The 25,208-nt window shown below is 72.0% G+C and carries 22 protein-coding genes and 3 tRNA genes; 11 read left to right on the top strand and 14 right to left on the bottom strand.

Annotated features, from left to right (window positions below; all coding sequences use genetic code 11):
• Positions 1–57: 57 nt before the first annotated feature.
• Positions 58–888, bottom strand: coding sequence for a hypothetical protein (locus tag ACFYM0_RS35480; protein ID WP_388509187.1), 831 nt, complete (start codon positions 886–888; stop codon positions 58–60).
• A gap of 220 nt (positions 889–1,108) precedes the next feature.
• Between ACFYM0_RS35480 and ACFYM0_RS35475 the strand changes: the two genes are divergently transcribed.
• Together ACFYM0_RS35475 and ACFYM0_RS35470 are read left to right on the top strand one after the other, a co-directional pair.
• On the top strand, positions 1,109–2,218 hold the full coding sequence (locus tag ACFYM0_RS35475) for a Leu/Phe/Val dehydrogenase (RefSeq protein WP_388509112.1): 1,110 nt from the start codon (positions 1,109–1,111) through the stop codon (positions 2,216–2,218).
• A 301-nt stretch (positions 2,219–2,519) separates the two neighbouring features.
• On the top strand, positions 2,520–2,783 hold the full coding sequence (locus ACFYM0_RS35470) for a DUF3073 domain-containing protein (RefSeq protein ID WP_250751938.1): 264 nt from the start codon (positions 2,520–2,522) through the stop codon (positions 2,781–2,783).
• A 151-nt stretch (positions 2,784–2,934) separates the two neighbouring features.
• Here the strand turns inward: ACFYM0_RS35470 and purM are convergent, their stop codons facing one another.
• Both purM and purF read right to left on the bottom strand, forming a co-directional pair.
• Positions 2,935–4,005: a phosphoribosylformylglycinamidine cyclo-ligase gene (gene purM / locus ACFYM0_RS35465; RefSeq protein WP_388509109.1), complete on the bottom strand. Its 1,071-nt coding sequence runs from the start codon at positions 4,003–4,005 to the stop codon at positions 2,935–2,937.
• A gap of 160 nt (positions 4,006–4,165) precedes the next feature.
• Positions 4,166–5,683, bottom strand: a complete 1,518-nt coding sequence (gene purF, locus ACFYM0_RS35460) for an amidophosphoribosyltransferase (protein ID WP_327253640.1) — start codon at positions 5,681–5,683, stop codon at positions 4,166–4,168.
• Positions 5,684–5,842: 159 nt separating this feature from the next.
• Between purF and ACFYM0_RS35455 the strand changes: the two genes are divergently transcribed.
• The 3 genes from ACFYM0_RS35455 (at position 5,843) to ACFYM0_RS35445 (ending at position 8,172) form a co-directional block, all read left to right on the top strand.
• Positions 5,843–5,938, top strand: coding sequence for a putative leader peptide (locus ACFYM0_RS35455; protein WP_323187867.1), 96 nt, complete (start codon positions 5,843–5,845; stop codon positions 5,936–5,938).
• Between the two features lie 141 nt (positions 5,939–6,079).
• Positions 6,080–7,513, top strand: a complete 1,434-nt coding sequence (locus tag ACFYM0_RS35450) for a sulfatase-like hydrolase/transferase (protein WP_388509105.1) — start codon at positions 6,080–6,082, stop codon at positions 7,511–7,513.
• Between the two features lie 53 nt (positions 7,514–7,566).
• Entirely contained in the window at positions 7,567–8,172 is a 606-nt protein-coding gene (locus ACFYM0_RS35445; RefSeq protein ID WP_388509103.1) for an HIT family protein, read from the top strand.
• 9 nt (positions 8,173–8,181) lie between these two features.
• Here ACFYM0_RS35445 and ACFYM0_RS35440 read toward each other — a convergent pair whose 3' ends face one another.
• The 6 genes from ACFYM0_RS35440 to purS form a co-directional block, all read right to left on the bottom strand.
• A complete protein-coding gene (locus tag ACFYM0_RS35440) occupies positions 8,182–9,009 on the bottom strand; it encodes an META domain-containing protein (protein ID WP_388509100.1) in 828 nt (275 codons plus the stop codon).
• Positions 9,010–9,047: 38 nt separating this feature from the next.
• Positions 9,048–9,839 (bottom strand): sterol carrier family protein, encoded by a 792-nt coding sequence (locus tag ACFYM0_RS35435; protein ID WP_388509097.1) that lies wholly within the window; start codon positions 9,837–9,839, stop codon positions 9,048–9,050.
• Positions 9,840–9,885: 46 nt separating this feature from the next.
• Positions 9,886–10,425: a hypothetical protein gene (locus ACFYM0_RS35430; protein WP_388509094.1), complete on the bottom strand. Its 540-nt coding sequence runs from the start codon at positions 10,423–10,425 to the stop codon at positions 9,886–9,888.
• Positions 10,426–10,550: 125 nt separating this feature from the next.
• Positions 10,551–12,800: a phosphoribosylformylglycinamidine synthase subunit PurL gene (gene purL, locus ACFYM0_RS35425; RefSeq protein ID WP_388509091.1), complete on the bottom strand. Its 2,250-nt coding sequence runs from the start codon at positions 12,798–12,800 to the stop codon at positions 10,551–10,553.
• Complete coding sequence (gene purQ / locus ACFYM0_RS35420) at positions 12,797–13,501, bottom strand: phosphoribosylformylglycinamidine synthase subunit PurQ (RefSeq protein WP_388509088.1); 705 nt, start codon at positions 13,499–13,501, stop codon at positions 12,797–12,799. Before purQ ends, purL begins: the two co-directional genes overlap by 4 nt.
• A 2-nt stretch (positions 13,502–13,503) precedes the next feature.
• Positions 13,504–13,755, bottom strand: coding sequence for a phosphoribosylformylglycinamidine synthase subunit PurS (gene purS / locus ACFYM0_RS35415; protein WP_008740952.1), 252 nt, complete (start codon positions 13,753–13,755; stop codon positions 13,504–13,506).
• 356 nt (positions 13,756–14,111) lie between these two features.
• On the opposite strand from purS, the gene ACFYM0_RS35410 reads away from it, so the two are divergent.
• From ACFYM0_RS35410 to ACFYM0_RS35385, 6 genes are all read left to right on the top strand, one after another.
• Complete coding sequence (locus tag ACFYM0_RS35410) at positions 14,112–14,429, top strand: Lsr2 family protein (RefSeq protein ID WP_266879001.1); 318 nt, start codon at positions 14,112–14,114, stop codon at positions 14,427–14,429.
• A gap of 86 nt (positions 14,430–14,515) precedes the next feature.
• A tRNA-Gly gene (locus tag ACFYM0_RS35405) sits at positions 14,516–14,587 on the top strand.
• A 79-nt stretch (positions 14,588–14,666) separates the two neighbouring features.
• Positions 14,667–14,739: transfer RNA gene (locus ACFYM0_RS35400), tRNA-Gly, on the top strand.
• A gap of 130 nt (positions 14,740–14,869) precedes the next feature.
• Positions 14,870–16,114, top strand: coding sequence for a sensor histidine kinase (locus ACFYM0_RS35395; RefSeq protein WP_388509084.1), 1,245 nt, complete (start codon positions 14,870–14,872; stop codon positions 16,112–16,114).
• Positions 16,111–16,722, top strand: a complete 612-nt coding sequence (locus ACFYM0_RS35390) for a response regulator transcription factor (RefSeq protein WP_266907114.1) — start codon at positions 16,111–16,113, stop codon at positions 16,720–16,722. Before ACFYM0_RS35395 ends, ACFYM0_RS35390 begins: the two co-directional genes overlap by 4 nt.
• 24 nt (positions 16,723–16,746) lie before the next feature.
• A tRNA-Gly gene (locus ACFYM0_RS35385) sits at positions 16,747–16,819 on the top strand.
• Positions 16,820–16,925: 106 nt separating this feature from the next.
• Here ACFYM0_RS35385 and ACFYM0_RS35380 read toward each other — a convergent pair.
• The 5 genes from ACFYM0_RS35380 to ACFYM0_RS35360 all read right to left on the bottom strand — a co-directional run bounded on the left by ACFYM0_RS35380 (position 16,926) and on the right by ACFYM0_RS35360 (position 25,094).
• Complete coding sequence (locus ACFYM0_RS35380) at positions 16,926–17,828, bottom strand: phosphoribosylaminoimidazolesuccinocarboxamide synthase (protein WP_388509080.1); 903 nt, start codon at positions 17,826–17,828, stop codon at positions 16,926–16,928.
• Between the two features lie 77 nt (positions 17,829–17,905).
• Positions 17,906–19,393 (bottom strand): N,N-dimethylformamidase beta subunit family domain-containing protein, encoded by a 1,488-nt coding sequence (locus ACFYM0_RS35375; protein ID WP_388509077.1) that lies wholly within the window; start codon positions 19,391–19,393, stop codon positions 17,906–17,908.
• Between the two features lie 190 nt (positions 19,394–19,583).
• Entirely contained in the window at positions 19,584–21,200 is a 1,617-nt protein-coding gene (locus ACFYM0_RS35370; RefSeq protein WP_388509074.1) for a hypothetical protein, read from the bottom strand.
• A gap of 309 nt (positions 21,201–21,509) precedes the next feature.
• Positions 21,510–22,763 carry a phosphoribosylamine--glycine ligase gene (gene purD / locus ACFYM0_RS35365; RefSeq protein WP_388509071.1) on the bottom strand — a complete coding sequence of 418 codons (1,254 nt, stop codon included), beginning with the start codon at positions 22,761–22,763 and terminating at the stop codon, positions 21,510–21,512.
• A gap of 60 nt (positions 22,764–22,823) precedes the next feature.
• Entirely contained in the window at positions 22,824–25,094 is a 2,271-nt protein-coding gene (locus ACFYM0_RS35360) for a DNA polymerase III subunit gamma and tau (RefSeq protein WP_388509068.1), read from the bottom strand.
• Positions 25,095–25,208: the final 114 nt, after the last annotated feature.

Below are 25,208 nucleotides of genomic sequence, written 5' to 3'. Positions count from 1 at the left end.
CCGGAGTCGCTACCGGGGTCGCGCAGGTCACTCCGGCGGGATCCGGAACCGAACGCCTCAGTTGGCGAAGAGTCTCTCCCGGACCGCCCGCCACCGCTCGGCCAGGGCCCCGTACGTCCGCGCCGCCCCGTCCCGGTCCCCGGCCCGCAGGGCCGCGAGCCCCGCCGCCAGGTCCGCCGCCGAGTGGTCGGCCTCCAGCCGGTCCGCCGGCAGGGCGTGCAGCAGCCCGCCGTAGTCCAGCTCCACCATCGAGCGGGGGTGGAACTCCTCCAGCCAGCTCCCGACCTCCACCAGCCCCTCGGCGAGCATCTCGTACCCCTCCGCCTCCCGCAGGGTCCGCAGCCCCCGCGCGAGCCGGCGCCGGGCCTGCACCATCGGCGTCCGGTAGCGCAGCCCCTCGCCCGGCACGTACTCCCGCTCCTCGTCGGACACCAGCACGAACCAGCGCAGCGGCACCTGCCAGACCCCCGTACGGATCCACGGCCGCGCATCGGGATTGCGCCCGCGCCAGGCCTCGTACTCCTCGGCGGCGCGGCGGCGGGCGGCCGCCGGCAGGGCCGCGTCGAGCACCGGGAGCGGGAACTCGGCCACCAGCTCCTGGAGCGCGATCCAGCCGCGCAGCCTCGTCCGCCAGGGGCAGACCAGCAGGACCCCGTCGACCTCGGCGGTGAAGGCGTCGGCGCTCTCGTGCGCCGGGACCCCGACCACGGGCACCCGCACCAAGTCCACGAGCGACCGTCGCAGTTCGTCCTGGGCCGTCGGGGTGGCCCCGCGCCGGGCGTAGTCGGCCCAGTGGGCGCGCTCGGGCTCCGGGAAGGCCGTCAGCGGCTCGTAGACGCGCAGGTAGGAGGCGTAGGGGACGACGGGGGCCGAGCGGGCGGACGGCAGCCTGGGATCGGTGGATTCGCTCACGCTCTCGTACTCCCCCGCACCACCCGGCGCTACTCCGGCGCTCGGTCGCCCGCCTGCCTCCCACCCTTGAGTGTCCCGATCTCCGGACCGGGAGGATCCCCGGGCCCCCGAGGTCTTACGCTGCTCCCAGCACGCCCTCCCCCACCCGCAGGGCGGGCGTCTTTCCCGCCGCATCTCTTCCATGGGAGTCACCACCGTGACCGAAATGACCGACGGCGTCCTGCACACCCTGTTCCGCAGTGAACAGGGCGGCCACGAGCAAGTCGTGCTGTGCCAGGACCGAGCCTCCGGCCTGAAGGCCGTCATCGCGATCCACTCCACCGCCCTGGGCCCGGCCCTCGGCGGTACGCGGTTCCACGCGTACGCCTCGGACGAGGAGGCCGTCCTCGACGCGCTGAACCTCTCGCGCGGCATGTCGTACAAGAACGCGCTCGCCGGCCTCGACCTCGGCGGCGGCAAGGCCGTCATCATCGGCGACCCCGACGTCCTGAAGTCCGAGGAACTGCTGCTGGCCTACGGCCGGTTCGTGGAGTCCCTCGGCGGCCGCTACGTGACCGCGTGCGACGTCGGCACCTACGTGGCCGACATGGACGTCGTGGCCCGCGAGACCCGCTGGGCGACCGGCCGCTCCCCCGAGAACGGCGGCGCCGGCGACTCCTCGGTCCTCACCGCCTTCGGCGTCTTCCAGGGCATGCGCGCCAGCGCCCAGCACCTGTGGGGCGACCCGACCCTGCGCGGCCGCAAGGTGGGCGTCGCGGGCGTCGGCAAGGTCGGCCACCACCTGGTCGAGCACCTGCTGGAGGACGGCGCCGAGGTCGTCATCACGGACGTCCGCACCGAGTCCGTGCAGGCCATCCTCGAGAAGCACGCTCACGACAAGTACGCGGGCAAGGTGACCGCCGTCGCCGACACCGAGGCGCTGATCCGCGTGGAGGGCCTGGACATCTACGCCCCCTGCGCGCTCGGCGGCGCCCTGAACGACCACTCGGTGCCCGCCCTCACCGCCAAGATCGTCTGCGGTGCGGCGAACAACCAGCTCGCCCACCCCGGCATCGAGAAGGACCTCGCGGACCGCGGGATCCTCTACGCGCCGGACTACGTGGTCAACGCGGGCGGGGTCATCCAGGTCGCCGACGAGCTGCGCGGCTTCGACTTCGACCGCTGCAAGGCCAAGGCCGCGAAGATCTTCGACACCACGCTGGAGATCTTCGCACGTGCGAAGGCGGACGGGATTCCGCCGGCCGCGGCGGCCGACCGGATCGCCGAGCAGCGGATGGCGGACGCGCGCGCCGCGCGCACCGCCTGATCCACTCACGGGGCCCTTTCGGGGCCTCTGGGGCGGCCCGCCGGGGCGCAGCGAGACGGAACTCACTGCGCTTCGGCGGGTCGTCCGTCAGGAAACGGCTAAAATCGCAGCTGACCAGCGAGGACGGGGCGCCTTGCTGGTACTGCACCGGGGCGCGTCATGCGGGCGGCGTACCGTATGGCCGCGGAAGCAGGTACCGTTAAACCCCTACGGACGGTCTCTCCACGGAGAGCCCGCTCCGAACCATGAACGCGTGTCAGACTCTGGGGCCGTCGAGCCCCGTCACCGAGGGGGTCGAGCCATGGGGCGCGGCCGGGCAAAGGCCAAGCAGACGAAGGTCGCCCGCCAGCTGAAGTACAGCAGCGGCGGGACTGACTTGTCGCGTCTGGCCAATGAGCTGGGCGCATCGCACACGGAACCGCTGCCTGTCAGCGAGCCGGTCGTCGATGACGAGCTTGATGATGACGAGGACGACCCGTACGCCAAGTACGCGGAGCGCTACAACAGCGATGACGAGGACGAGGACGAAGAGTCCGGTCCGTCCGTCTACCGTCGCGGTGCTTGACGCGCCACTCGGCGTCGGACACGCGGTGCGCTGATCCTCATCCTCAGCAGCGGCACACAGCTTCACATGTACGGAAACCCGGTCCAGGGCATCGCCCCGGGCCGGGTTTCCGTGCTGTTCGTGCTGGTGGGAGCCTTGCTCCCACCACCCGTCAGCCGGCGTAGTCGCCCGTCATCGTCGCGCCCTCGGTGAGGTCGCCGCGGTCGAGGATCTCTCCCGCGACCCAGGCTTCGACGCCCCGGTCGGACAGGGCGGTCAGGGCCACGTCCACCGACTCCTGCGGGACCACGGCCATCATGCCGACGCCCATGTTCAGGGTCTTCTCCAGCTCCAGGCGCTCCACCTGCCCGGCCTTGCCGACCAGGTCGAAGATCGCACCGGGGGTCCAGGTCGAGCGGTCGACCGTGGCGTGCAGGTGGTCCGGGATCACCCGGGCGAGGTTGGCCGCGAGGCCGCCGCCCGTGATGTGGGAGTAGGCGTGCACGTCGGCCGCACGGGTGAGGGCCATGCAGTCCAGCGAGTAGATCTTTGTGGGCTCCAGCAGCTCCTCGCCGAGGGTCCGGCCGAGCTCCTCGACGTGGCTCTCCAGGGCCATTCCGGCCCGGTCGAAGAGGACATGGCGGACCAGCGAGTACCCGTTCGAGTGAAGACCGGAGGATGCCATCGCGATGACGGCGTCGCCCGTACGGATGCGATCGGCGCCCAGCAGGCGGTCGTACTCCACGACGCCCGTGCCGGCGCCCGCCACGTCGAAGTCGTCCGGACCCAGCAGGCCGGGGTGTTCGGCGGTCTCGCCGCCGACCAGGGCGCAGCCGGCCAGGACGCAGCCCTCGGCGATGCCCTTGACGATGGCCGCGACACGCTCGGGGTGGACCTTGCCCACGCAGATGTAGTCGGTCATGAAGAGCGGCTCGGCGCCGCAGACGACGATGTCGTCCATGACCATCGCCACGAGGTCGTGGCCGATGGTGTCGTACACGCCCATGCGGCGGGCGATGTCCACCTTGGTGCCGACGCCGTCGGTGGCGGAGGCGAGCAGGGGGCGCTCGTAGCGCTTGAGGGCGGAGGCGTCGAAGAGGCCGGCGAAACCGCCGAGGCCGCCGAGGACCTCGGGGCGCTGCGTCTTCTTCACCCACTCCTTCATCAGCTCGACGGCGCGGTCTCCCGCGTCGATGTCCACGCCCGCGGCTGCGTAGCTGGCACCGGTGGTCTTCTCTGTCATGACAGGAGAGAGCTTTCGTGTCGTTGCTGCGTGTGGTGCGAGGCCCTGGAAAAGCCTGAAAGAGAAGGCCCCGCGCAGGTTGAGCAGGATGAGGGGGAAGGAGAGGGGCCCCGGTCCGCGGGCTCGTGGGAGCCCGCGGACCGCGGCGTTGCCTCGGGCTCTACGGGCGCCGGAGTGCGTCGGCGGCGTCGGTGCCGCCGGCCAGCTCCGACTCCAGGAGCTGCTTGCCCAGGAGCTGCGGGTCGGGCAGTTCCATGGGGTACACGCCGTCGAAGCAGGCACGGCAGAGGTTGGGCTTCTGGATGGTCGTCGCCTCGATCATCGAGTCGAGCGAGATGTACGAGAGCGAGTCCGCGCCCAGCGACGTGGCGATCTCGTCGACCGTCATGCCGTTGGCGATCAGCTCGGCCCGGGTGGCGAAGTCGATGCCGAAGAAGCACGGCCACTTCACCGGCGGTGAGGAGATCCGGATGTGGACCTCCGCCGCGCCGGCCTCGCGGAGCATCTTGACCAGGGCGCGCTGGGTGTTGCCGCGGACGATCGAGTCGTCGACGACCACCAGGCGCTTGCCCCGGATGACTTCCTTGAGGGGGTTGAGCTTGAGGCGGATGCCGAGCTGGCGGATCGTCTGCGAGGGCTGGATGAAGGTCCGGCCCACGTAGGCGTTCTTGACCAGGCCGACGCCGTACGGGATCCCGCTGGCCTCCGCGTAGCCGACCGCGGCCGGCGTGCCCGATTCCGGTGTCGATATCACCAGGTCGGCATCGGCCGGGGCTTCCTTGGCCAGACGCCGTCCCATCTCGACACGCGAGAGGTAGACGTTCCGGCCGGCGATGTCGGTGTCCGGGCGCGCCAGGTAGACGTACTCGAAGACACAGCCCTTGGGCTTTGCTTCCGCGAAACGAGAGGTCCGCAGACCGTTCTCGTCGATCGCGATGAGCTCGCCCGGCTCGACCTCGCGGACGAAGCTGGCGCCGCAGATGTCGAGGGCGGCGGTCTCGCTCGCCACCACCCAGCCGCGCTCCAGGCGGCCGAGGACCAGCGGGCGGATGCCCTGCGGGTCACGGGCGGTGTAGAGCGTTCCCTCGTCCATGAAGACGAGCGAGAAGGCGCCCTTCACCTTCGGGAGGACCTTGGTGGCCGACTCCTCGATGGTCAGGGGCTTGCCGTCGTCGTCCGTCTGGCCGGCCAGCAGGGCGGTGACCAGGTCGGTGTCGTTGGTGGCCGCCACCTGGGTGGCGCGGCCGTCCTGACGCGGGAGGTCGGCGACCATCTCGGCGAGCTCGGCGGTGTTCACCAAGTTGCCGTTGTGACCCAGGGCAATGGAGCCGTGGGCGGTCGCACGGAAGGTCGGCTGAGCGTTCTCCCAGACGGAGGCGCCAGTGGTCGAGTAGCGGGCGTGACCGACCGCGATATGACCCTGGAGCGAGCCGAGAGAGGTTTCGTCGAAGACCTGGGAAACGAGGCCCATGTCCTTGAAGACGAGGATCTGGGAACCGTTGCTCACAGCGATGCCCGCGGACTCTTGTCCGCGGTGCTGCAATGCATACAGTCCGAAGTAGGTGAGCTTGGCGACCTCTTCACCCGGAGCCCAGACACCGAAGACGCCGCAAGCGTCCTGGGGGCCCTTTTCGCCGGGGAGCAGGTCGTGGTTGAGTCGTCCATCACCACGAGGCACGCCCCCGAGTGTAGGCGAGATCGACCACTGGTCCGAATTGGGGATGCCCGGGAAATGTCACAGCACGCAGGGTGACGGAACCTGTTCGGAGCCCGTCCGTCTCAATATCCGGATTGCCCTGGTTGACAGTCACCTGTGGTTTCGTACAGGCTCCGCCACATGCAGCCTCTCGGTGACCGCACCGTCACCCTCGTCGCGCGCCGACACGTGGACCTCGTCCGTGTCGCCAGCGCCATCTGTCGCTGTTCTGCGTAGTCACACGGCGCTTTTCTCTTTCCTTTTTTCTCCTTTCCCCGCCGCTTTCCGTTCGCGTCCGCTCCGCCGTGCCCTGCGCCGTCCCGCGCTGCCCGGAGCAGGGTCCGCCGGAGGGCGGGCGGGCCCTGCTCTGGAGTACCCGTGACCTCGAACGAACCCAACCTGTCCCGGCGCGCCTTCGGCGGCGCCGTCGGCGCGACCGCTGCCGCGGCGGCGGTGGGGCTGGGCGTCGCCGCCCCGGCCCAGGCCGCACCCGCCGAAGCCCGGCACGCGGGCCCGCAGGAGCGGGAGTTCAGGGCCGAGCGGGGACGCCGTTCCCGCCGCCCGAACATCCTGTTCATCCTCGGGGACGACCTCGGCTGGGCCGACCTGTCCTCCTACGGCTCCCCGCACATCAAGACCCCGAACCTGGACCGGCTCGCCCGCCAGGGCGTCCGCTTCACCGACGCCTACTCCGGCTCCGCGACCTGCTCCCCGACCCGCTTCAGCCTCTACACCGGCCGCTACCCGGGCCGCACCAGGGGCGGGCTCGCCGAGCCCATCGCCGACAAGTCGGCGGGACTGGAGCCGACCCACCCGACCCTCGCCTCGCTGCTGCGCGACTCCGGCTACGCGACGGCGCTGATAGGCAAGTGGCACTGCGGCTACCTGCCCGACTACAGCCCGACCAAGTCCGGCTGGGACGAGTTCTTCGGCAACTTCGGCGGAGCCCTGGAGTACTACTCCAAGCTGGGCCTGGGCGGGGAGTACGACCTCTACGAGGGCGACGCCGAGTACAAGGACCTGCGCTACTACACGCGGATCCTGACCGAGCGCGCCGGCGAGTACGTCTCCCGCGACCACGGGGACAAGCCGTGGCTGCTGAACCTCAACTTCACCACCCCGCACTGGCCGTGGATCGCCGACGGGGACACCGAGGCGAGCGCCGAGGTGACGCGCCGGATCAAAGCCGGTGACGGGCGGGCCCTGTGGCACCAGGACGGCGGGTCCGTCGAGAAGTACAAGCAGATGGTGGAGGACCTCGACCGCTCGGTCGGCGAGGTGCTGAAGGCGCTCAAGCGCTCCGGCCAGGAGGAGGACACCCTGGTCTTCTTCTCCAGCGACAACGGCGGCGAGCGGTTCTCCTACAACTGGCCGCTCTCCGGCAACAAGGCCTCCCTCCAGGAGGGCGGCATCCGCGTCCCGAACATCGTGCGCTGGCCCGCCCGGCTCGACGGCGGCCAGGTCAGCCACGTGCCGGTCTTCACCCCGGACTGGACGGCCACCCTGCTGGAACTGGCGGGCGCCCGCGCCAACCCGGCGTACCCGCTGGACGGGGTCAGCCTGGCCGGATACCTGCTGCGCGGCGAGAAGGCCGCCGAGCGGAACCTGTTCTGGCGGGTGCGCGGCGAGCGGGCGCTGCGCCGCGGCGACTGGAAGTACTACCGCGGCAAGACGGGCCGCGACCAGCTCTTCAACCTGGCCGGGGACATCCGCGAACAGGCCGACAAGGCGGCGCTGGAGCCGGCCCGGCTGGCCGAACTGCGGGCGGCCTGGGAGAAGACGGACGCGGGGCTCCTGCCGTACCCGGGCTGACCGCCCGTCCCGGGCCGGTGACGTGGTCCACAGCCTGTGGAAAGCTGCGGATCATGAGCGATGCGATACCCGAACCCAGTGCGTACGTACGTGGTTTGCCGGTCGGCGAGCGGATCCCCTTCCCCGCCGACGGCATCCCGTTCTGGGAGATCTTCCCGTACGAGGGGGACCTGCGGATCAAGGTGCTGGAGGAGCCGGTACTGCCCGAGCCGCCCCGCAACGGTGAGGCCGGGCCGGACACCTGCCGCTCCTGCGCCCGACCGGACTCGAGCTTCCTCTGGACGGACGAGCACTGGCGGCTGCACGGCGAGCACGGCGCGCTGCCGGCGGCGGTGATGCTGGTGCCGCGCGGCCACCACGACCTGCTGGACCTGCCGTCCGAGCGGGCGGCCGAGCTCGGCGCGATGCTCCAGCGGGTGGAGCGGGCGATCCGGACACTGGACGGGATCGCCCGCGTCCATGTGAACAAGTGGGGGGACAGCGGCGCCCACCTGCACCTCTTCCTGATGGCCCGCCCCGAGGGGATGCTGCAGCTGCGCGGCTCCTGCCTGCCGCTGTGGGACGACGTGCTGCCGAAGCTCCCGGCCGAGGTGTGGGCCGAGTCCGCGCGCCTGATCGCCGGGGCGATGGCGAAGGAGGGCGGGACCGCGCACGTCTGAGAGCGGAGGTCACTCGACGGCCGAGGCCGCCTTCGCGGTGACGGCGGTGCCCGAACCGGTCGCGGTGAGGGTGAGGGCGTCGCCCTGGACCTTCCAGTCGAGCGGGCCGCTGCCGAACAGCTCGGTGAGGGCCCGCTCCACCTCTCCGGGTCCGCCCTCGCAGGCCATCCGGGTGGTGGTCAGGGGACCGACGGTGAGCCGGTTCCCCTCGACGGCGGCCGACGCGTTGAAGCGGTTGCAGCCGAGGTTGCCGCTCACGGTCCCGTCCGCGGCCACGGTGAAGCGGGCCCGGCCCTCGGCACCCGCCGGGACCGAGGAGGCCGTCTCCCCCTTGATCAGGGAGTCGACGGTCCACTGCGTGGCGACGAGCGGGGCGGCGGGCGCCGGGGGCTTCGAGGTCAGGGCGATCACGCTCCCGTCCGGGCCCTTCAGCGTGACCTTCTCCTGGCCCCGTTCCACGGTCAGCCGGCCCTGGAACAGCTTGGCGAAGGCCGTCTCGAACGGCAGGTCGGGGCAGGCCATCTCGGTGTGGGCGCCCGGCGACACGGTCATGGTGGCCGCCGAGTCGAAGACCACCGCGGCGGTGAAGCCGTTGCAGCCGTAGTTGCCGGTGGCTTCGGCCTCGTGGCCCTTGCCCGGCTCCACGGACAGCCTGGCGGCGGCGGGAGCGCTCAGCACCTTGCCGTCGACGGTCAGGCTCTCGACCGACCAGGATCCGGAGAACCCGCGGCCGGGGCTCGTCCCCGGCGTCCCGCCGCCGTCACCGCAGGCGGTGGCGGTGACGGACAGCGCGAGTACGGCGACCAGGGCGGCGGGGAAGAGCGGCAGCGTACGCATGCCGGTGGGACGCGGCCGGCCGCGAACCGGTTCCCGGGTCAGCTCATCAGGGGGAGCAGCGCCGAGAGGTCCGCACGCTCGCCGCTGGCCCGGACCTGGGCCCCCTCCAGTGCTTCGGCCCAGCTCGTACGGCCGGTGGCGAGCCGGATCCAGGTCAGCGGGTCGGTCTCCACCACGTTCGGCGGGGTGCCGCGGGTGTGCCGGGGCCCCTCGACGCACTGCACCACCGCGAACGGCGGGACACGGAACTCCACCGCCCCGCCCGGAGCCTTGAGCGCGAGGGCGTCGGCGAGCAGCCGGGTGCAGGCCGCCAGGGCCTGGCGGTCCACGGGAACGTCCAGTCCGGTGGCGCGGCGCAGGTCGTCGGTGTGGACGACGAGCTCGACCGTGCGGGTGACCAGGAAGTCGGCCAGGGTCATGGCCCCGATCCACAGGTCGAGCACGCGGCCGCCGGGGTTCGCGTCGAGCGCCTCGGCCAGGCGGGCTCCGGCCCTGTCGTAGAGCTCCGTGAGCGGTGCGCCCTCCAGGGTCTCCTTGGCGGCTTCCGCGATCTTCCCGGCGAGCGAGGCCGTCGCGAACGGCCACTCGGCTGCGGGCAGTTCGGCGACGGCGGCGGGCGGCCGGGCGAGGCTGCCCGCCAGCGAGTCGGCGATCCACGCGATGTGCGCGGCCAGCTCCGCGACGGACCAGTCCCCGACCCCGCTGGGCCCGGCGAGCTGCCCTGCGTCCAACTCCCGTACGGCGTCCCGGACATGCCCGAACTGCGCGAGGACGGCCGTACGGGTCCTCGCGTGGTCGTAGGTGCGCGGCTTCTTCTTGGCGGGCGGCATGGGGCCGACTTTACGCCGCCCCCGGCGCCCCGGGCTCCGACCGGCGTCAGGCCTTCGGGGCCGCGGGCAGCGTGGTCTCGCAGCCCGCCTTCGCCGCGGCGCGCAGGGCGGCCTCGCGGGCCAGCCCCGACAGCAGGGCGAGCCCCCTGCCGCCCCGGCCGTCGCCCTCTCCGGCGGCGGTCGCCCGCAGGGCGGTCACTCCGCCGGACCCGGCCGGGTCGGCGCACCGCGCGACCGCCGTGACGCTGAAGGCGTCGTGGTCGAACCGGCTCCCGCCCGGTTCGGCGTCCTTGGAGACCACCACCGTGACGGAGACCCAGTCGTCCATCTGCTCCTGGCCCTCGAACGTCCCCGCGCGCCGCAGGATGCACGCGTTCTCAGCCGTGGCGCCCGCCTCCACCCTGGGCATGCCGAACCCCATCACCGCATCCGGGTCGACCAGTCCCCGGCAGTTCTCGATGATCTCCGCCCGGCTCCGTGCGCGGTCCCCCGTGTTGTCGTAGAGGAGCCAGCCGCCCACCCCCGCGGCGGCCACGCTCACCGGTATCCCGACCCCCAGCAGCCATCGTCCCCAACTCTTTTCCATTCAGGCCCCGTTCCCCCGCGGGCCCCGCCACCGTCATCGGCGTCGCGGGCTCCTTGCCGGAACGGACGAGCCCCCGCCCGGAACGGTTCCGGACGGGGGCTGCGCGGTTCGTGCAGAACGGCCGATCAGGCGAGCAGCGCCGGGATCATGGTCTCGTGCGCGGTGCGGAGCTCGGTCAGGGGGAGGGTGAACTCGCCCTGGATCTCGATCTCCTCGCCGTCGACCACACCGATCCGGGTCGCCGGCAGGCCCCGCGCACCGCACATGTCGGTGAAGCGGAGCTCCTCGCTGCGCGGGACGGCCACGATGGCCCGGCCCGCGGACTCCGAGAACAGGAAGGTGAAGGCGTCCAGCGCCTCCGGCACCACGATCCGGGCACCGTTGCCGCCGCGCAGGCAGGACTCGGTGAGCGCCTGGATCACGCCGCCGTCGGACAGGTCGTGCGCGGCGTCGATCATGCCGTCGCGCGAGGCCGAGATCAGGATCTCCGCGAGGAGCTTCTCGCGGCCCAGGTCCACCTTGGGCGGCATGCCGCCGAGGTGCTGGTGGACGACCTCGGACCAGGCCGAACCGCCGAACTCCTCGGCGGTGTCGCCGAGCAGGTACAGCAGCTGGCCGGCTTCCGCGAACGCCATCGGCGTACGGCGGTTGACGTCGTCGATCACACCGAGAACCGCCACGACCGGGGTCGGGTGGATCGCGATGTCGCCCGTCTGGTTGTAGAGGGAGACGTTGCCGCCGGTCACCGGGGTGCCCAGCTCCAGACAGCCGTCCGCGAGACCGCGGCAGGCCTCCGCGAACTGCCACATGACGTCCGGGTCCTCGGGGGAGCCGAAGTTCAGGCAGTCGGAGATCGCGAGGGGCTTGGCACCGGTCGCGGCCACGTTGCGGTAGGACTCGGCCAGCGCGAGCTGCGCGCCCGTGTAGGGGTCGAGCTTCGCGTAGCGGCCGTTGCCGTCCGTGGACATGGCGACGCCGAGGTTGGTCTCCTCGTCGATGCGGACCATGCCGGCGTCCTCGGGCTGCGAGAGCACCGTGTTGCCCTGGACGAAGCGGTCGTACTGGTCGGTGATCCAGGACTTCGAGGCCTGGTTCGGCGACGAGACCAGGGCCAGGACCTGCGCGCGCAGCTCCTCGGAGGTCTGCGGGCGGGGCAGCTTGCCCGCGTCGTCGGCCTGGAGCGCGTCCTGCCAGGAGGGGCGGGCGTACGGACGGTTGTAGACCGGGCCCTCGTGGGCGACGGTGCCCGGGGGCACGTCCACGATGAGCTCGCCGTGCCAGTAGATCTCCAGGTGGTCGCCCTCGGTCACCTCACCGATGACGGTGGCGATGACGTCCCACTTCTCGCAGATCTCCATGAAGCGGTCCACGTACTGCGGTTCGACGATCGCGCACATGCGCTCCTGCGACTCGCTCATGAGGATTTCCTCGGGCGAGAGCGTCGCGTCGCGCAGCGGGACGGTGTCGAGGTCGACGCGCATGCCGCCGCTGCCGGCGGAGGCCAGCTCGCTCGTGGCGCAGGAGAGCCCGGCGCCGCCGAGGTCCTGGATGCCCGCGACCAGCTTCTCCTTGAAGATCTCCAGGGTGCACTCGATGAGGAGCTTCTCCTGGAAGGGGTCGCCGACCTGGACCGCCGGACGCTTGGTCGGCTTCGTGTCGTCGAAGGTCTCCGAGGCGAGGACGGAGACGCCGCCGATGCCGTCGCCGCCCGTGCGGGCGCCGTAGAGGATGACCTTGTTGCCGGGGCCGGAGGCCTTGGCGAGGTGGATGTCCTCGTGCTTCATGACGCCGATGCAGCCGGCGTTGACGAGGGGGTTGCCCTGGTAGCAGGCGTCGAAGACGACTTCGCCGCCGATGTTCGGCAGGCCGAGGCAGTTGCCGTAGCCGCCGATGCCCGCGACGACGCCCGGCAGGACGCGCTTGGTGTCGGGGTGGTCGGCCGCGCCGAAGCGCAGCGGGTCGACGACGGCGACGGGGCGGGCGCCCATGGCGAGGATGTCGCGGACGATGCCGCCGATGCCGGTGGCCGCGCCCTGGTAGGGCTCGATGTAGCTCGGGTGGTTGTGCGACTCGACCTTGAAGGTGACCGCGTAACCCTGGCCGACGTCGACGACTCCGGCGTTCTCGCCGATGCCCACGAGCATGGCGTCGTTCTGCGGGACCTTCTCGCCGAACTGCTTCAGGTGGACCTTGCTGCTCTTGTACGAGCAGTGCTCGGACCACATGACGGAGTACATGGCGAGCTCGGCGCCGGTGGGACGGCGGTCGAGGATCTCGCGGATCCGGGCGTACTCGTCCTCCTTGAGGCCGAGTTCCTTCCAGGGCTGGGAGGCGTCCGGGGTCTCGGTGGCGTTCTTGACGGTGTCGAGGCTCATGCGCTGACCAGCTTCTTCAGGACCGAGGTGAAGAACGGGAGGCCGTCGGTGCGGCCCGTCCCGATCAGCGGCTCGACCGCGTGCTCGGGGTGCGGCATGAGGCCGACGACGTTGCCCGCGGCGTTGGTGATGCCGGCGATGTCGCGCAGCGAGCCGTTGGGGTTACCGCATCCATCAGCGGCTTCGCCGCGGACCACGTACCGGAAGGCCACTCGGCCTTCGGCCTCCAGTTCGTCCAGCACCCGCTCGTCGGCCACGTAGCGGCCGTCCATGTTCTTGAGCGGTACGGAGATCTCCTCGCCGGCGGTGTAGTCGCCGGTCCAGGCGGTCTCCGCGTTCTCCACCCGCAGCTTCTGGTCGCGGCAGATGAAGTGCAGGTGGTTGTTGCGGAGCATCGCCCCCGGCAGCAGGTGGGCCTCGGTGAGGATCTGGAAGCCGTTGCAGATGCCGAGGACGGGCATGCCGCCCTTGGCCTGCTCGATGATGCTCTCCATCACCGGCGAGAAGCGGGAGATGGCTCCGGCGCGCAGGTAGTCCCCGTAGGAGAAGCCGCCCGCGAGGACGACCGCGTCGACCTGGTGGAGGTCCTTGTCGCGGTGCCAGAGCGATACGGGCTCGGCTCCCGCGAGGCGCACGGCGCGCAGCGAGTCACGGTCGTCGAGCGTTCCGGGGAACGTGACGACTCCGATGCGAGTGGTCACCGTCAGGCCTCGACCTTCACGGTGAAGTCTTCGATGACGGTGTTGGCGAGGAAGGTTTCGGCCATCTTGTGGATGCGGTCGAGGGCGGCCTGGTCGACCGGTCCCTCCACCTCCAGTTCGAAGCGCTTCCCCTGGCGGACGTCGGCGATCCCTTCGAAGCCCAGGCGCGGCAGTGCACGCTGCACCGCCTGGCCCTGGGGGTCGAGGATCTCCGGCTTGAGCATGACGTCGACTACGACGCGTGCCACTGGCACTCCCGATGAGGTGGTTGGTGCGAAGGCGGTTCCCTCAGCGTACCCGGCGGAAATTTCTACGCGGGTAGATTTCTCTCTTGTACGATCCTCCACGCCGTTTCGGCTTCACCAACGCTTCGCAAAATCCGCCGGAAAACCACGCACCCGGCATTGCGGCGGGACACGCGGAGATAATTAACTGGGCTTCGCAATGCAATGAGAATCGGGGTACAAAGGATTCCTCCGTTGCGCCGGCATTTTTCGGTGCACGGAGACGCCAGAAAGATGCATTCCTCCGAAACATCCACACAGGCGACATCACCGCTCCGTCCGCGCACGTCAGCGGGGAGCGGCGTCGCACGAAGGGACCGATATCCGTGGCGCAGCGCGTAGTAGTCACGATCTCCGACGACATCGATGGCGGAGATGCATCGGAAACGGTGGTCTTCGGACTGGACGGTAAGTCGTACGAGATCGACCTCAATGTGGCCAACGCAAAGAAACTGCGGAAGAGCCTCGCCCCGTTCGTGGCGGCCGGCCGCCGGCAGGCCCGCTCCGGGAAGACCTTCAAGCACACCTCCATCGCCCCCGACCCGGCGGTCGTCCGGGCCTGGGCCCGCTCCAACCAGCTCGACGTCCCGCCGCGCGGCCGGATCCCGAAGAAGGTCTACGAGGAGTACAACGCGGCTCACTGAGAGCCGATTTGCCATCCACCCCTACCGGTCCGCTAGTGTGTGGATCACGCCGAGGGGCGAGGCCGCAGGTCAGACCCCGAAGTCGTGCGGGTGTAGTTCAGTAGCAGAACATCCCCCTTCCAGGGGGAAGGCGCAGTGTGCGATCCCTGTCACCCGCTCTGCTCGCTTTACCGACCACGGTTGTGGATCAGGTAGAGTGATGCACGCATCGCACGGCAGTTTTGTCGTGGGAAGCATGCGGACGTAGCTCAGTTGGTAGAGCACCACCTTGCCAAGGTGGATGTCGCGCGTTCGAGTCGCGTCGTCCGCTCAGTGTATGAAGGTCCCGGTCATTGACCGGGGCCTTTGTCGTATGTCCGCCCGTCGCGATTATCGGCGGGCCCGGAGATCCATGACACCTGTCATGGCCTCCGCGGCCCGCAGGCCGCGAGACTGGGGCCATGAAACTCAGCGGCTGGTGGAAGAACCGCAGCAGCGCGGGGAAGGTCGAGCTGTACACGCGCTGGTCGTTCCACTTCTTCGTGGTCCTCGAGATCGTGTCGATCGGGCTGGCCGTACTGGGCTCGACGGGCGGAAAGGGCTCGCCGGTGGTCCCGGTCGTGCTCTTCCTGATGGTGTGCGCGCACTCCCTGCTCGTCGGCTTCCTCTCCTCCCGGTCGCTCGACTGGATCCTGGGCCGGCGCGAGCGGCCGGTGCGGCTCGCGGTCACCGTCACCGCCCTGACCGCAGCCGCCACCCTGGGTGTCCTCGGCCTACGGGTTGCCGGGCTCACCGGCGACCCGGCGACGGCCCCGACCCTCGTCGCCGGAATGACCTGCTACGCCAGCGGCACGCTCGTCCTGTGCCTGCGCAAGGTCCGGCAGATGCGCTACGTGGCACCGGCCGCGGCCGCCTACGTGGGCCTGGCGTTCCTCGCCTTCGGCGTCCCGGCCGCCGAGGCCGCGGGGCTCGCCGTCGGGGTGCTGCTGACCAGTGCCCTGATCAGCGCGGCCTGCGGGTTCTCCGGCTGGCTGCTCGACACCGTGTGCGAGCTGGACCGGGCCCGCGAGGTCCAGGCCCAGCTCGCGGTGGCCGAGGAGCGGCTGCGGTTCGGCCGGGACCTGCACGACGTGATGGGCCGCAACCTGGCGGTGATCGCCCTCAAGAGCGAGCTGGCCGTACAGCTCGCGCGGCGCGAACGCCCCGAAGCGGTCGACCAGATGATCGAGGTACAGCGGATCGCCCGGGAGTCCCAGAAGGAGGTCCGCGACGTGGTCCGCGGCTATCGGGAGGCGAACCTCGCGGTGGAGCTGGAGGGTGCCCGCGGAGTGCTGCACGCGGCCGGGATGGACTGCCTGGTCGAGTACGAACAGGGCCGCGAACTGCCCGCCGAGGCCCAGTCGGCCCTCGGCTGGGTGGTGCGCGAGGCGACCACCAACGTGCTGCGGCACGGCGACGCCCGCAGCTGCGTGATCCGGCTGACGGCGGGACCCTCGGGCGCGCTCACGCTGGTGGTGGAGAACGACGGGGCCCCCAAGGCCCCGGCCGGGCCGCCGGGCTCGGGCCTCGCGGGCCTGCGCGAACGGCTCGCGGTGCTGGACGGCACGCTGGAGGCCGGCCCGGTGGCCGGCGGGCGGTTCCGGCTGCGGGCGCAGATTCCCGGCCCGCCGGCCGGGCCGATCCGAGAACTGGAGGCGCGGGCATGAGCCCCGTACGCGTACTGCTGGCCGACGACGAGCACCTGATCCGGGGCGCGCTCGCCGCGCTGCTGGGGCTGGAGGACGATCTGCTGGTCGTCGCCGAGGCCGCTTCGGGGCCGGAGGCGCTCGCGATGGCGCGGGCCCACCGGCCGGACGTGGCGGTGCTGGACCTGCAGATGCCCGGGGCCGACGGTGTGAGCGTGGCCACATCCCTGCGGGCCGAACTCCCCGACTGCAAGACCATGATCGTGACCAGCCACGGCCGGCCCGGGCATCTGAAGCGGGCCCTCGCCGCGGGCGTACGGGCCTTCGCGCCGAAGACCGTCTCGGCGCAGCGGCTGGCCGAGCTGATCCGGACCGTGCACGCCGGAGGCCGTTATGTGGACCCGGAGTTGGCGGCCGACGCGATCAGCGCGGGCGACTCGCCGCTGACGGCCCGCGAGGCCGAGGTACTGGAACTGGCGGGGGACGGGGCGCCGATCGCGGAGATCGCGGAGCGGGCCTCGCTGTCCCCGGGGACGGTACGGAACTACCTGTCCTCGGCGGCGACGAAGCTGGGGGCCGAGAACCGGCACACGGCAGTGCGTCTCGCCCGGGCCCGGGGTTGGGTATAGTAGTTCTCGCGCCAAGGCGCACCTGCGGACATAGCTCAGTTGGTAGAGCACCACCTTGCCAAGGTGGATGTCGCGCGTTCGAGTCGCGTTGTCCGCTCAGCAGTGAAGAAGCCCCGGTCCTCGGACCGGGGCTTCTTTCGTTTCCGGGGTCCCGCCCGGAAGGAAGGGGCCCCGTTTCCGGGGCCCCTTCGCCGCGTGTGGGCTCAGACCCAGGTCAGGCCGGTGAGCCGCTCGTAGGCCTCCACGTACCGGGAGCGGGTCTGCTCCACGACCTCCTGCGGGAGGGCGGGCGGCGGGAGTTCGCCCTTGGAGTCCCAGCCGGAGGCCGGGGAGGACAGCCAGTCGCGGACGTACTGCTTGTCGAAGGACGGCTGGCTGTGGCCCGGCTCCCACAGGTCGGCCGGCCAGAAGCGGGAGGAGTCCGGGGTCAGCACCTCGTCGGCGGCGACCAGGTTGCCGTCCTTGTCGAAGCCGAACTCGAACTTGGTGTCCGCCAGGATGATCCCGCGGTCGCGGGCGATGTCCCGGGCCCGGCCGTAGACGGCGAGGGTGGTCTGGCGCAGCAGGGCGGCCGTTTCGGCGCCCTGGGTGCGCGCGACCTCCTCGTAGGAGACGTTCTCGTCGTGCTCGCCGACCTCGGCCTTGGCGGCCGGGGTGAAGATCGGGCCGGGCAGCTCGGAGCCGTCGACCAGTCCCTCGGGCAGGCCCAGTCCGCAGACCGTACGGGTCTTCTCGTACTCGGCGAGGCCCGAGCCGGTCAGGTAGCCGCGGGCCACGCATTCGACGGGGACCATGTCGAGGTTCCGGCAGACCAGGGCGCGGCCGGCCCAGTCGGCGGGGGCGCCGGCGGGCAGCTCGGTGCTGATGACGTGGTTCGGGACGAGGTCCGCGAGCTGGTCGAACCACCACAGGGAGAGCTGCGTCAGGATCCGGCCCTTGTCCGGGATCTCGGTGGGCAGCACCCAGTCGGCGGCGGAGATGCGGTCGCTGGCGACCATGACCAGGTTCCCGTCCTCGTCGCGGTAGAGGTCGCGGACCTTGCCGGTGTGGAGGTGGACCAGGCCGGGCACCTGGACCGGCTCGGGCTTTTCGACGAATCCGGGCACGGAGTCTCCCTGTGGTTCTGTACGAGCGCGCGGCCCATTCTCCCGCACCTGCCCACCACCGCGGACAACGGGTCCGGTCAGTCCCTCTTGCAGATGCGGTCGAGGAGATTGGCGGTGGCCCGCTGGACCCGCTCGTCCACGTGCCCGGGGCGGTCGAGGGCCGGGGACCAGGCGAAGGTTCCGGACGCGAAGACCAGCGCGCCGCTGGGGGCCCGGTAGAGGGAGGTCTCCTGGTGGCGGCGGTGGCCGTCACCGTCCTCGTACGGGGAGTGCGCGAGCAGGATCCGGCTCTGGTGCTCGGGGAGCTGCGTGCGCGGGAAGTACCGGTCGGCCTCGCCCGCGACCAGGCCGGGCAGCTCGTCGTTCTCGGCGGCTCCGGTGGAGTCCCAGAGCCAGTGCGTGGCATTGCGCACGATGAGCGGCGCGGGCTCGGGGACCCGTCCCGCGTACTGGATGCCGAGCAGCTGCTGCTCCGGGCGGTCCACCTCGCGCCAGAGGCTGGGGCGGCCCGGGCCCCGGCGTTTTCGGCAGGTGAGGAGCCGGTCGTCGATCCCGGAGGGCGAGGGCGAGAGCTCGACCTGCCAGTACATGGTGTTGGCGGAGAGGAAGACGAGCGAGGTGCCGTGGTCGCGGGCGCGCTCGACGGTGCGGCGCATGGGGCCGGACCAGTACTCGTCGTGGCCGGGGAAGACCAGGCCGCGGTAGCGGGTGGGGTCGACGCGGCCGGCGTGCAGGTCACGGGCGTCGGCGTAGGCCAGGTCGTAGCCGTAGCGCTCGGCCCAGCGGATGAAGTCGTAGGCGTGGCCCACGTGCAGGGGCAGGCCCGCGCCGGCGTAGGGGCGGTCGAAGGAGACGGTGATGGCGGCGTCGCGCTCGCCGAGCAGCCGGCCCTCCTCGTCCCAGGCGTGGTAGAGGCTCGCGCCCGTTCTGCCGTCCTCCGGGTAGAGGTTGTAGGCCTGCCAGGTGATGTCGGGCAGCAGGAGCAGGAGATCGGCCGGGTGGTCGTCGCGCACCGTGAACGGGATGTGCGAGCGGTACCCGTCGGCGGTCGTCAGGACCGCCACATAGGCGCCGACGCTCCAGTACGAGGGGACCTGGAGGCGCCAGGAGAGCCACCAGTGGTGGCAGGAGACGGTGCGGTCCGCGGCCAGGGGTGCGGGCTGGACGATGCCGGAGAGGCGGGGGCTGGTGGTGATCTTGGAGGCGCCGTCGCCGCCGTAGTGGCCGATGCGGTAGACGTCCACGGAGAACTGCTGGGGCGGATCCACGGTGATGTGGAAGTCGATGGCCTCACCGGGCGCGACGGCTCCGGTGGAGCTGAACCCCTTGATCTGCCGGTGCACGTCGTCGGCGGTGCGGGGGCCGCCCGCGCCACGGGCGCGGGGGATCTGCTGACCCGGCCCCGCGGCCACGGTCGGGTCCACGTACCAGGGCACGACCTGCCCGTTGTCGTCGTAGTAGAGCTCGCTCCCCCGGAACCACGGCAGGGGGCCCTGGCCGAAGGGATCGGTCACCGCGTGCGCGAGCGCACCTGACTCCCAACGCCGGATCTGCTCCGCACCCATACCGCTGCTCCCCTCCCTCGCTCCCCCGAACGCCGCGACCGGTCCCCAGCACATCACATAACGCACGCACTCCGTCACCGTTCGTCGCGAAAAGTTCAACGGGGACCGCTGTGGCACCCGGCCCTGGGGCTCGGGGGGCCCGAGAGGCCGGAGGGCCCGGGGCCCGGAGGCCACGGCCCGGGGCCCGGGGCTAGACCAGGCGGACCGGCTTCTCGGGGCGTACGCCGACCTCCGCGAGCCAGTCCCGGAGCGGACCGGGATCGCGATCCTCCACGAGCGACAGCACCCGCCCGGCCAGATCGGCCCGCCGCACCCCGGCGACCAGCAGGACGGGCCCGTCCAGCCAGTCCAGGCCGGGCTCTCCCCCGGCGGAGTCGACGGCGGCGCAGCACACCAGCGCCACGACGTGGTCCGCCAGCAGGTCCCGCCCGCTGCGCGGAGCCTCCAGCGGGAACAGCGGCAGTGCGTCGGCCCCCCGGCCCGCGGCGGCCGCCGCCGGGGCGGGCACCGCCTCCCGGGCCAGGTCACCGCTCAGCCTGCCCGCCAGGGCGTCGGCGTCGGCGGCCGCGAGGTGGGTCAGCACCCGCTCCACCGTGGAGGCGGCGGGCACCGACGAAGCCGACAGCGCGTCCAGAGCGGCCAGCAGGCGGGCAGCCTCCGTGCGCCATTTGCGGTCGACGACCTCCTCCGGATAGGCCGCCCAGTCCACCGGCGACCAGTCCGGGCCGGCCTCGGCCGGTCCGCCGTGGAAGAGGCGCGCGGCCAGCAGCGAGGCTGCCTCGTCCACCGCACCCGGCTGGTCCAGCAGATCGCACGCCGGGCGCTCGCCCAGCCGCGAGGTGAACCCGTCGGCCAACCGGTCGCGGCGGGACAGCTCGGTCAGCGCGGAGACGACGCCCGCGTCCAGGTGCGCGGGCCAGCGGCCCATCCGCCAGGCGGGCAGCGCGACGCGGGTCAGCAGCCGGTCCCAGCCGGCGTACGCCAGCCCGACCTGCTCCTGGGCGGCGATGCGCAGCGCGTAATCCACACCCTGTGCACGGTCCGAGGCGGCCGCGGCGACCCCGCGCTCCATCTCGGCGGCGTCCACCCTGCACAGCCGCAGCAGCAGCCGGGCGGGGGCGGCGATCCAGCCGAGGAAGCGCCGGCCGCCCACGTCCACGGCGGCGTCGAGGCCCCGTACGAATCCGCGCGCGTCGGCTATGTCCGGGTGCGCGGAGGGACCCGTACCCGCGACGACGGGCGCGAGGACGGCCCGCAGCTCGGCGACCCTCATCCACCACAGGAACGGCGAGCCGATCACCAGCACCGGGGCGGCGCCGGGCTCGCACTCCGGGCCACCGGCTCCGGCGGCCCCACCCGATATGTGCGTGCGGCCGCGGGCACGGCGGTGCGCCGCGTGCGTACGGTCCTCCAGCCAGCTGTCGCAGTCGGGCGTCAGGGCTATCGCGGAGGGCGCCGGAACGTCCATCCGGTCCGCCAGGTCCCGCACGAGCCGGTAGAGGTCGGGGGCGGCGGACTCCGACAGGGGCACGGTCGGGGTCATGGCGGGGCTCGCCCGCAGCACGACGGCGGCGAAGATCCCGCCGACGAGCAGGACGAACGCGGCGACGGCGCACACGGCGAGGGTCACGGCGGGCCAGGGGTCACCGGCGAGCCGGCCCGTCGTACGGGCGCTCACCAGCACCACGGCCAGCGCGGCGGGCAGCAGCCCGACGGCCAGTGCCCTGCTGCGCACACGCAGCACGGCCAAGGCACGGGAACGCGCGGACGGCGTACCCACTTCAGCGATCGAACCGGTTCCGGACACGGCCGGACCTCACCCCCTCTGCCACGCGGCGGCGTTGCTCACTCCCCCACTGTGACACCAGCCACTGACATCGCAATGCCGGTGGGCCATGTGCCGGAATGAGAGCCGGAATGCTTGCGCCGCACCATAGTTGGGGCGGAGGCGGCCGTCAGGCAGACCGGGGGACGATCACCCGATGGAATGGCTTTGGGTAAAGCTGGGTGCGTTCGAACGCGGCCGGATGCACTCGCACGCGAGCATGCGCGCGGGCCCGGCCGCACCGAGTGCGCACCGGGCCCGCTTCCGTGAAATCCCGCTGAACGCCGCCGGTCAGCGCTGTTCCGCCGCCTTCGCCGCGATGTCCGTGCGGTACTGCGAGCCGTCGAGCCCGATCCGCGCGACCGCCTTATACGCCCTGTCCCGGGCCTCCGCCAGATCGGAACCGGTCGCCGTCACCGACAGCACGCGTCCGCCCGCGCTGACGACCGCGTCGCCCTCGCTGCGGGTCCCGGCGTGCAGGACGTACGCGTGCGGGGCGTCCAGCTCCGCGACCTCGGCCAGGCCCGTGATGGGGTCCCCGGTACGCGGGGTCTCCGGGTAGTTGTGGGAGGCGATGACCACCGTCACGGCCGCGTCCTCGCGCCAGCTGAGCGGGGGCAGGGAGTCCAGGGTGCCGTTGGCGGAGCCCAGCAGCACGCTCGCGAGCGGGGTGCGCAGCCGGGCCAGGACCACCTGGGTCTCGGGGTCGCCGAAGCGGGCGTTGAACTCGATGACCCGGGTCCCGCGCGAGGTGATCGCGAGGCCCGCGTAGAGCAGCCCGGAGAAGGGGGTGCCGCGGTGGCGCAGCTCGTCCACGGTGGGCTGCAGGACGGAGGCCATGACCTCGTCGACGAGCTTCGGGTCGGCCCAGGGGAGCGGGGAGTACGCGCCCATGCCGCCGGTGTTGGGTCCGGCGTCGCCGTCGAGCGCGCGCTTGAAGTCCTGCGCGGGCTGGAGCGGCAGCACGGTGACGCCGTCGGTGATGGCGAAGAGGGAGACCTCGGGGCCGTCGAGGAACTCCTCGATGACCACCCGGTCGCAGCCCAGCGCGTGGGCGCGGGCGGCTGCCCGGTCGTCGGTGACCACGACGCCCTTGCCGGCGGCGAGGCCGTCGTCCTTGACCACGTACGGGGCGCCGAAGGCGTCGAGGGCCTCGTCCACCTCTTCCGGGGTGGTGCACACGTAACTGCGTGCCGTCGGGACGCCGGCGGCGGCCATCACGTCCTTGGCGAAGGCCTTGGAACCCTCCAGCTGCGCGGCTTCGCCGGACGGGCCGAAGACGGGGATGCCGACCGCGCGCACGGCGTCGGCGACCCCGGCGACGAGCGGGGCCTCCGGGCCGACGACGACCAGGTCGGCGCGGAGCTCGGTGGCGAGGCGGGCGACGGCTTCGCCGTCGAGCGGGTCGACGGGGCGGAGCTCGGCCACCTCGGCGATGCCGGCGTTGCCGGGAGCGCAGTACAGCGCGTTGACGTCGGAATCGAGGGACAGAGAGCGGCACAGGGCATGTTCGCGGGCGCCGCCGCCGATGACGAGGACCTTCACGCCATGAAGACTAGCCCGCGTTCCCGGGTGTCCTTCGTGCGGGCACCCAAGTCGGACCCCCTAGTCGTTCGTATATTCCTCTACAACGGTGGCCCCGAGCTCGCGCACGATCAGATCGTGTCCGCTCAGTGCGGTGTCGACGAGGTCGGGGTCGTCGGCCTCCGCGATGTCGTCCTCGGGTGCGACCGGCGGCGGCGCCTGATGGGCCGGCGGCTGGTGCTGCTGGGACTGTTGGGACTGCTGCTGTTGGTACGACTGCTGCGGCTGCTGGGACTGCTGCGGGGCCTGCGGCTGCTGCTGGTACGACTGCTGCTGGGGCTGCTGCGACTGCTGCGGGGTCTGCTGGGCCGGCGGCTGGCTGTAGGCGGGCGCGGCCGGAGCGCCGTAGGAGGACGCGGATACGGGGGCCATGGGCTGGGCGCCCCCGCCGACCACGGCCTCGATCTTCCAGGTGACCTGGAACTGCTCGGCGAGCACCGCCTTGAGGACGTCCTCGCTGCCGCTGCTCGCGAAGTTGTCGCGGGCCCCGGCGTTGGGGAATCCGAGCTGGAGGGTGGTGCCGTCGAAGCCGGCGACCTGGGCGTTCTGGCTGAGCAGGATCCAGGTGAAGCGGCGGCGGTTCTTGACGGCGTCCAGGACGGCCGGCCACATGGCCTGGATCTGCCCGGCGCCGGCGGCCATGCCGGGGGCCGGGGCGGCGGGCGCCGCCGGGGCGGAGGCCTGGGGGGCCTGGGCGGGGGCCGCCGGCGGAGCCGTGGGGGCTGCCGGGGCGCCCGGGGTGGCCGCGCCGGGCCAGGCCCCCGCGGCGGGGGCGGCGGGCGCCGCCTGCGCGGGAGCGGGAGCCGCCGGGGCGCCGGGGGTGGCGGCGCCGGGCCAGGCACCGGGGGCGCCGCTGCCGGGCTGCGCGGCGCCGGGCCAGGCGCCGGGGGCGGAGGCCGGGGCCGCGGGGGCCGCGGGCTCGGGCGGAGCCACCGGGGCCGGAGCGGGGGCCTGCTGCACCGGTGCGTGGTGCACGGGGGTCTGGTGCACGGGGGTCTGGTGCACGGGGGCCTGGTGCGTCGGAGCCTGCTGCACGGGGGGCCGTACGGTCGCGGGGGCCATGGCGTGGGCCTCCGGCCCGGGGACGTAGCCCATGGCGGGGGCCGGGGCGAAGGCGGCGGCGGCGGAGGCCGCACCTCCGCGCTCCAGCCGGTCGAGCCGCGCCTGCACGGAACGCTCGTCGTCGAAGGCGGCGGGCAGCAGCACGCGGGCGCAGATCAGCTCCAGCTGCAGCCGGGGCGAGGTGGCTCCGCGCATCTCGGTGAGCCCCGTGTTGACCAGATCGGCGGCCCGGGACAGCTCGGCGGCCCCGAAGACGGAGGCCTGGGCCTGCATCCGCTCGACCACGTCGTTCGGGGCGTCGATGAGCCCCTTCTCCCGGGCGTCGGGCACGGCGGCCAGGATCACCAGGTCGCGCAGCCGCTCCAGCAGGTCGGCGACGAAGCGGCGCGGGTCGTTGCCGCCCTCCACCACCCGGTCGACGATCTCGAAGGCGGCGGCCCCGTCCCCGGCGGCGAAGGCGTCCACGACGGCGTCGAGGAGCGTGCCGTCGGTGTACCCGAGGAGCGAGGTGGCCATGGCGTACGTCACACCCTGCTCGGTGGCGCCGGCCAGGAGCTGGTCCATGACGGACATGGAGTCACGGACGGATCCGGCTCCGGCGCGCACGACGAGCGGCAGCACGCCCTCCTCGACGTGGGCGCCCTCGCGGCCGCAGACCTCGCCGAGGTAGTCCCGCAGGGTGCCGGGGGGCACGAGCCGGAAGGGGTAGTGGTGCGTCCGGGACCGGATGGTGCCGATGACCTTCTCGGGCTCGGTCGTGGCGAAGATGAACTTGAGGTGCTCCGGCGGCTCCTCGACCACCTTCAGCAGGGCGTTGAAGCCCGCCGGGGTGACCATGTGCGCCTCGTCGATGATGTAGATCTTGTACCGGCTGGAGGCGGGCCCGAAGAAGGCCTTCTCGCGCAGGTCACGGGCATCGTCCACACCACCGTGCGAGGCCGCGTCGATCTCGATGACGTCGATGGATCCCGGCCCGTTGCGCGCGAGGTCCTTGCAGGACTGGCACTCCCCGCAGGGGGTGGGCGTGGGGCCTTGCTCACAGTTCAGGCAGCGGGCGAGGATCCGCGCGCTGGTGGTCTTGCCGCAGCCTCGCGGCCCACTGAACAGGTACGCGTGATTGACCCGGTTGTTGCGCAGCGCCTGCATCAGCGGGTCAGTGACATGCTCCTGACCGATGACCTCGGCGAACGACTCGGGGCGGTAGCGGCGGTACAGCGCAAGGGACGACACGTCTACGAGGTTATCCGGGCCCACCGACAACGGCGGCCCGCAGACCCGCCCGGTCCACCGTGGTCCGCGCGCGGTCCTGCATCAGCGGACGTGCTCAGCGGCCCGGCCGGCCCG

Origin of the sequence: Streptomyces sp. NPDC006487, assembly GCF_042870555.1 — a bacterium.
Classification (GTDB): Bacteria; Actinomycetota; Actinomycetes; order Streptomycetales; family Streptomycetaceae; genus Streptomyces.
The sequence above is the reverse complement of the archived record's forward strand: the minus strand, read 5'-3'. Positions and strand labels throughout refer to the sequence as shown.

Excerpts from the sequence above, each read along its gene's own strand:
- ACFYM0_RS35470 (WP_250751938.1), top strand. The coding sequence starts at position 2,520 with ATGGGGCGCGGCCGGGCAAAGGCCAAGCAGACGAAGGTCGCCCGCCAG.
- purM (WP_388509109.1), bottom strand. The coding sequence starts at position 4,005 with ATGACAGAGAAGACCACCGGTGCCAGCTACGCAGCCGCGGGCGTGGAC.
- ACFYM0_RS35455 (WP_323187867.1), top strand. The coding sequence starts at position 5,843 with ATGCAGCCTCTCGGTGACCGCACCGTCACCCTCGTCGCGCGCCGACAC.
- ACFYM0_RS35445 (WP_388509103.1), top strand. The coding sequence starts at position 7,567 with ATGAGCGATGCGATACCCGAACCCAGTGCGTACGTACGTGGTTTGCCG.
- ACFYM0_RS35440 (WP_388509100.1), bottom strand. The coding sequence starts at position 9,009 with ATGCGTACGCTGCCGCTCTTCCCCGCCGCCCTGGTCGCCGTACTCGCG.
- ACFYM0_RS35435 (WP_388509097.1), bottom strand. The coding sequence starts at position 9,839 with ATGCCGCCCGCCAAGAAGAAGCCGCGCACCTACGACCACGCGAGGACC.
- ACFYM0_RS35430 (WP_388509094.1), bottom strand. The coding sequence starts at position 10,425 with ATGGAAAAGAGTTGGGGACGATGGCTGCTGGGGGTCGGGATACCGGTG.
- purL (WP_388509091.1), bottom strand. The coding sequence starts at position 12,800 with ATGAGCCTCGACACCGTCAAGAACGCCACCGAGACCCCGGACGCCTCC.
- ACFYM0_RS35395 (WP_388509084.1), top strand. The coding sequence starts at position 14,870 with ATGAAACTCAGCGGCTGGTGGAAGAACCGCAGCAGCGCGGGGAAGGTC.
- ACFYM0_RS35390 (WP_266907114.1), top strand. The coding sequence starts at position 16,111 with ATGAGCCCCGTACGCGTACTGCTGGCCGACGACGAGCACCTGATCCGG.
- ACFYM0_RS35375 (WP_388509077.1), bottom strand. The coding sequence starts at position 19,393 with ATGGGTGCGGAGCAGATCCGGCGTTGGGAGTCAGGTGCGCTCGCGCAC.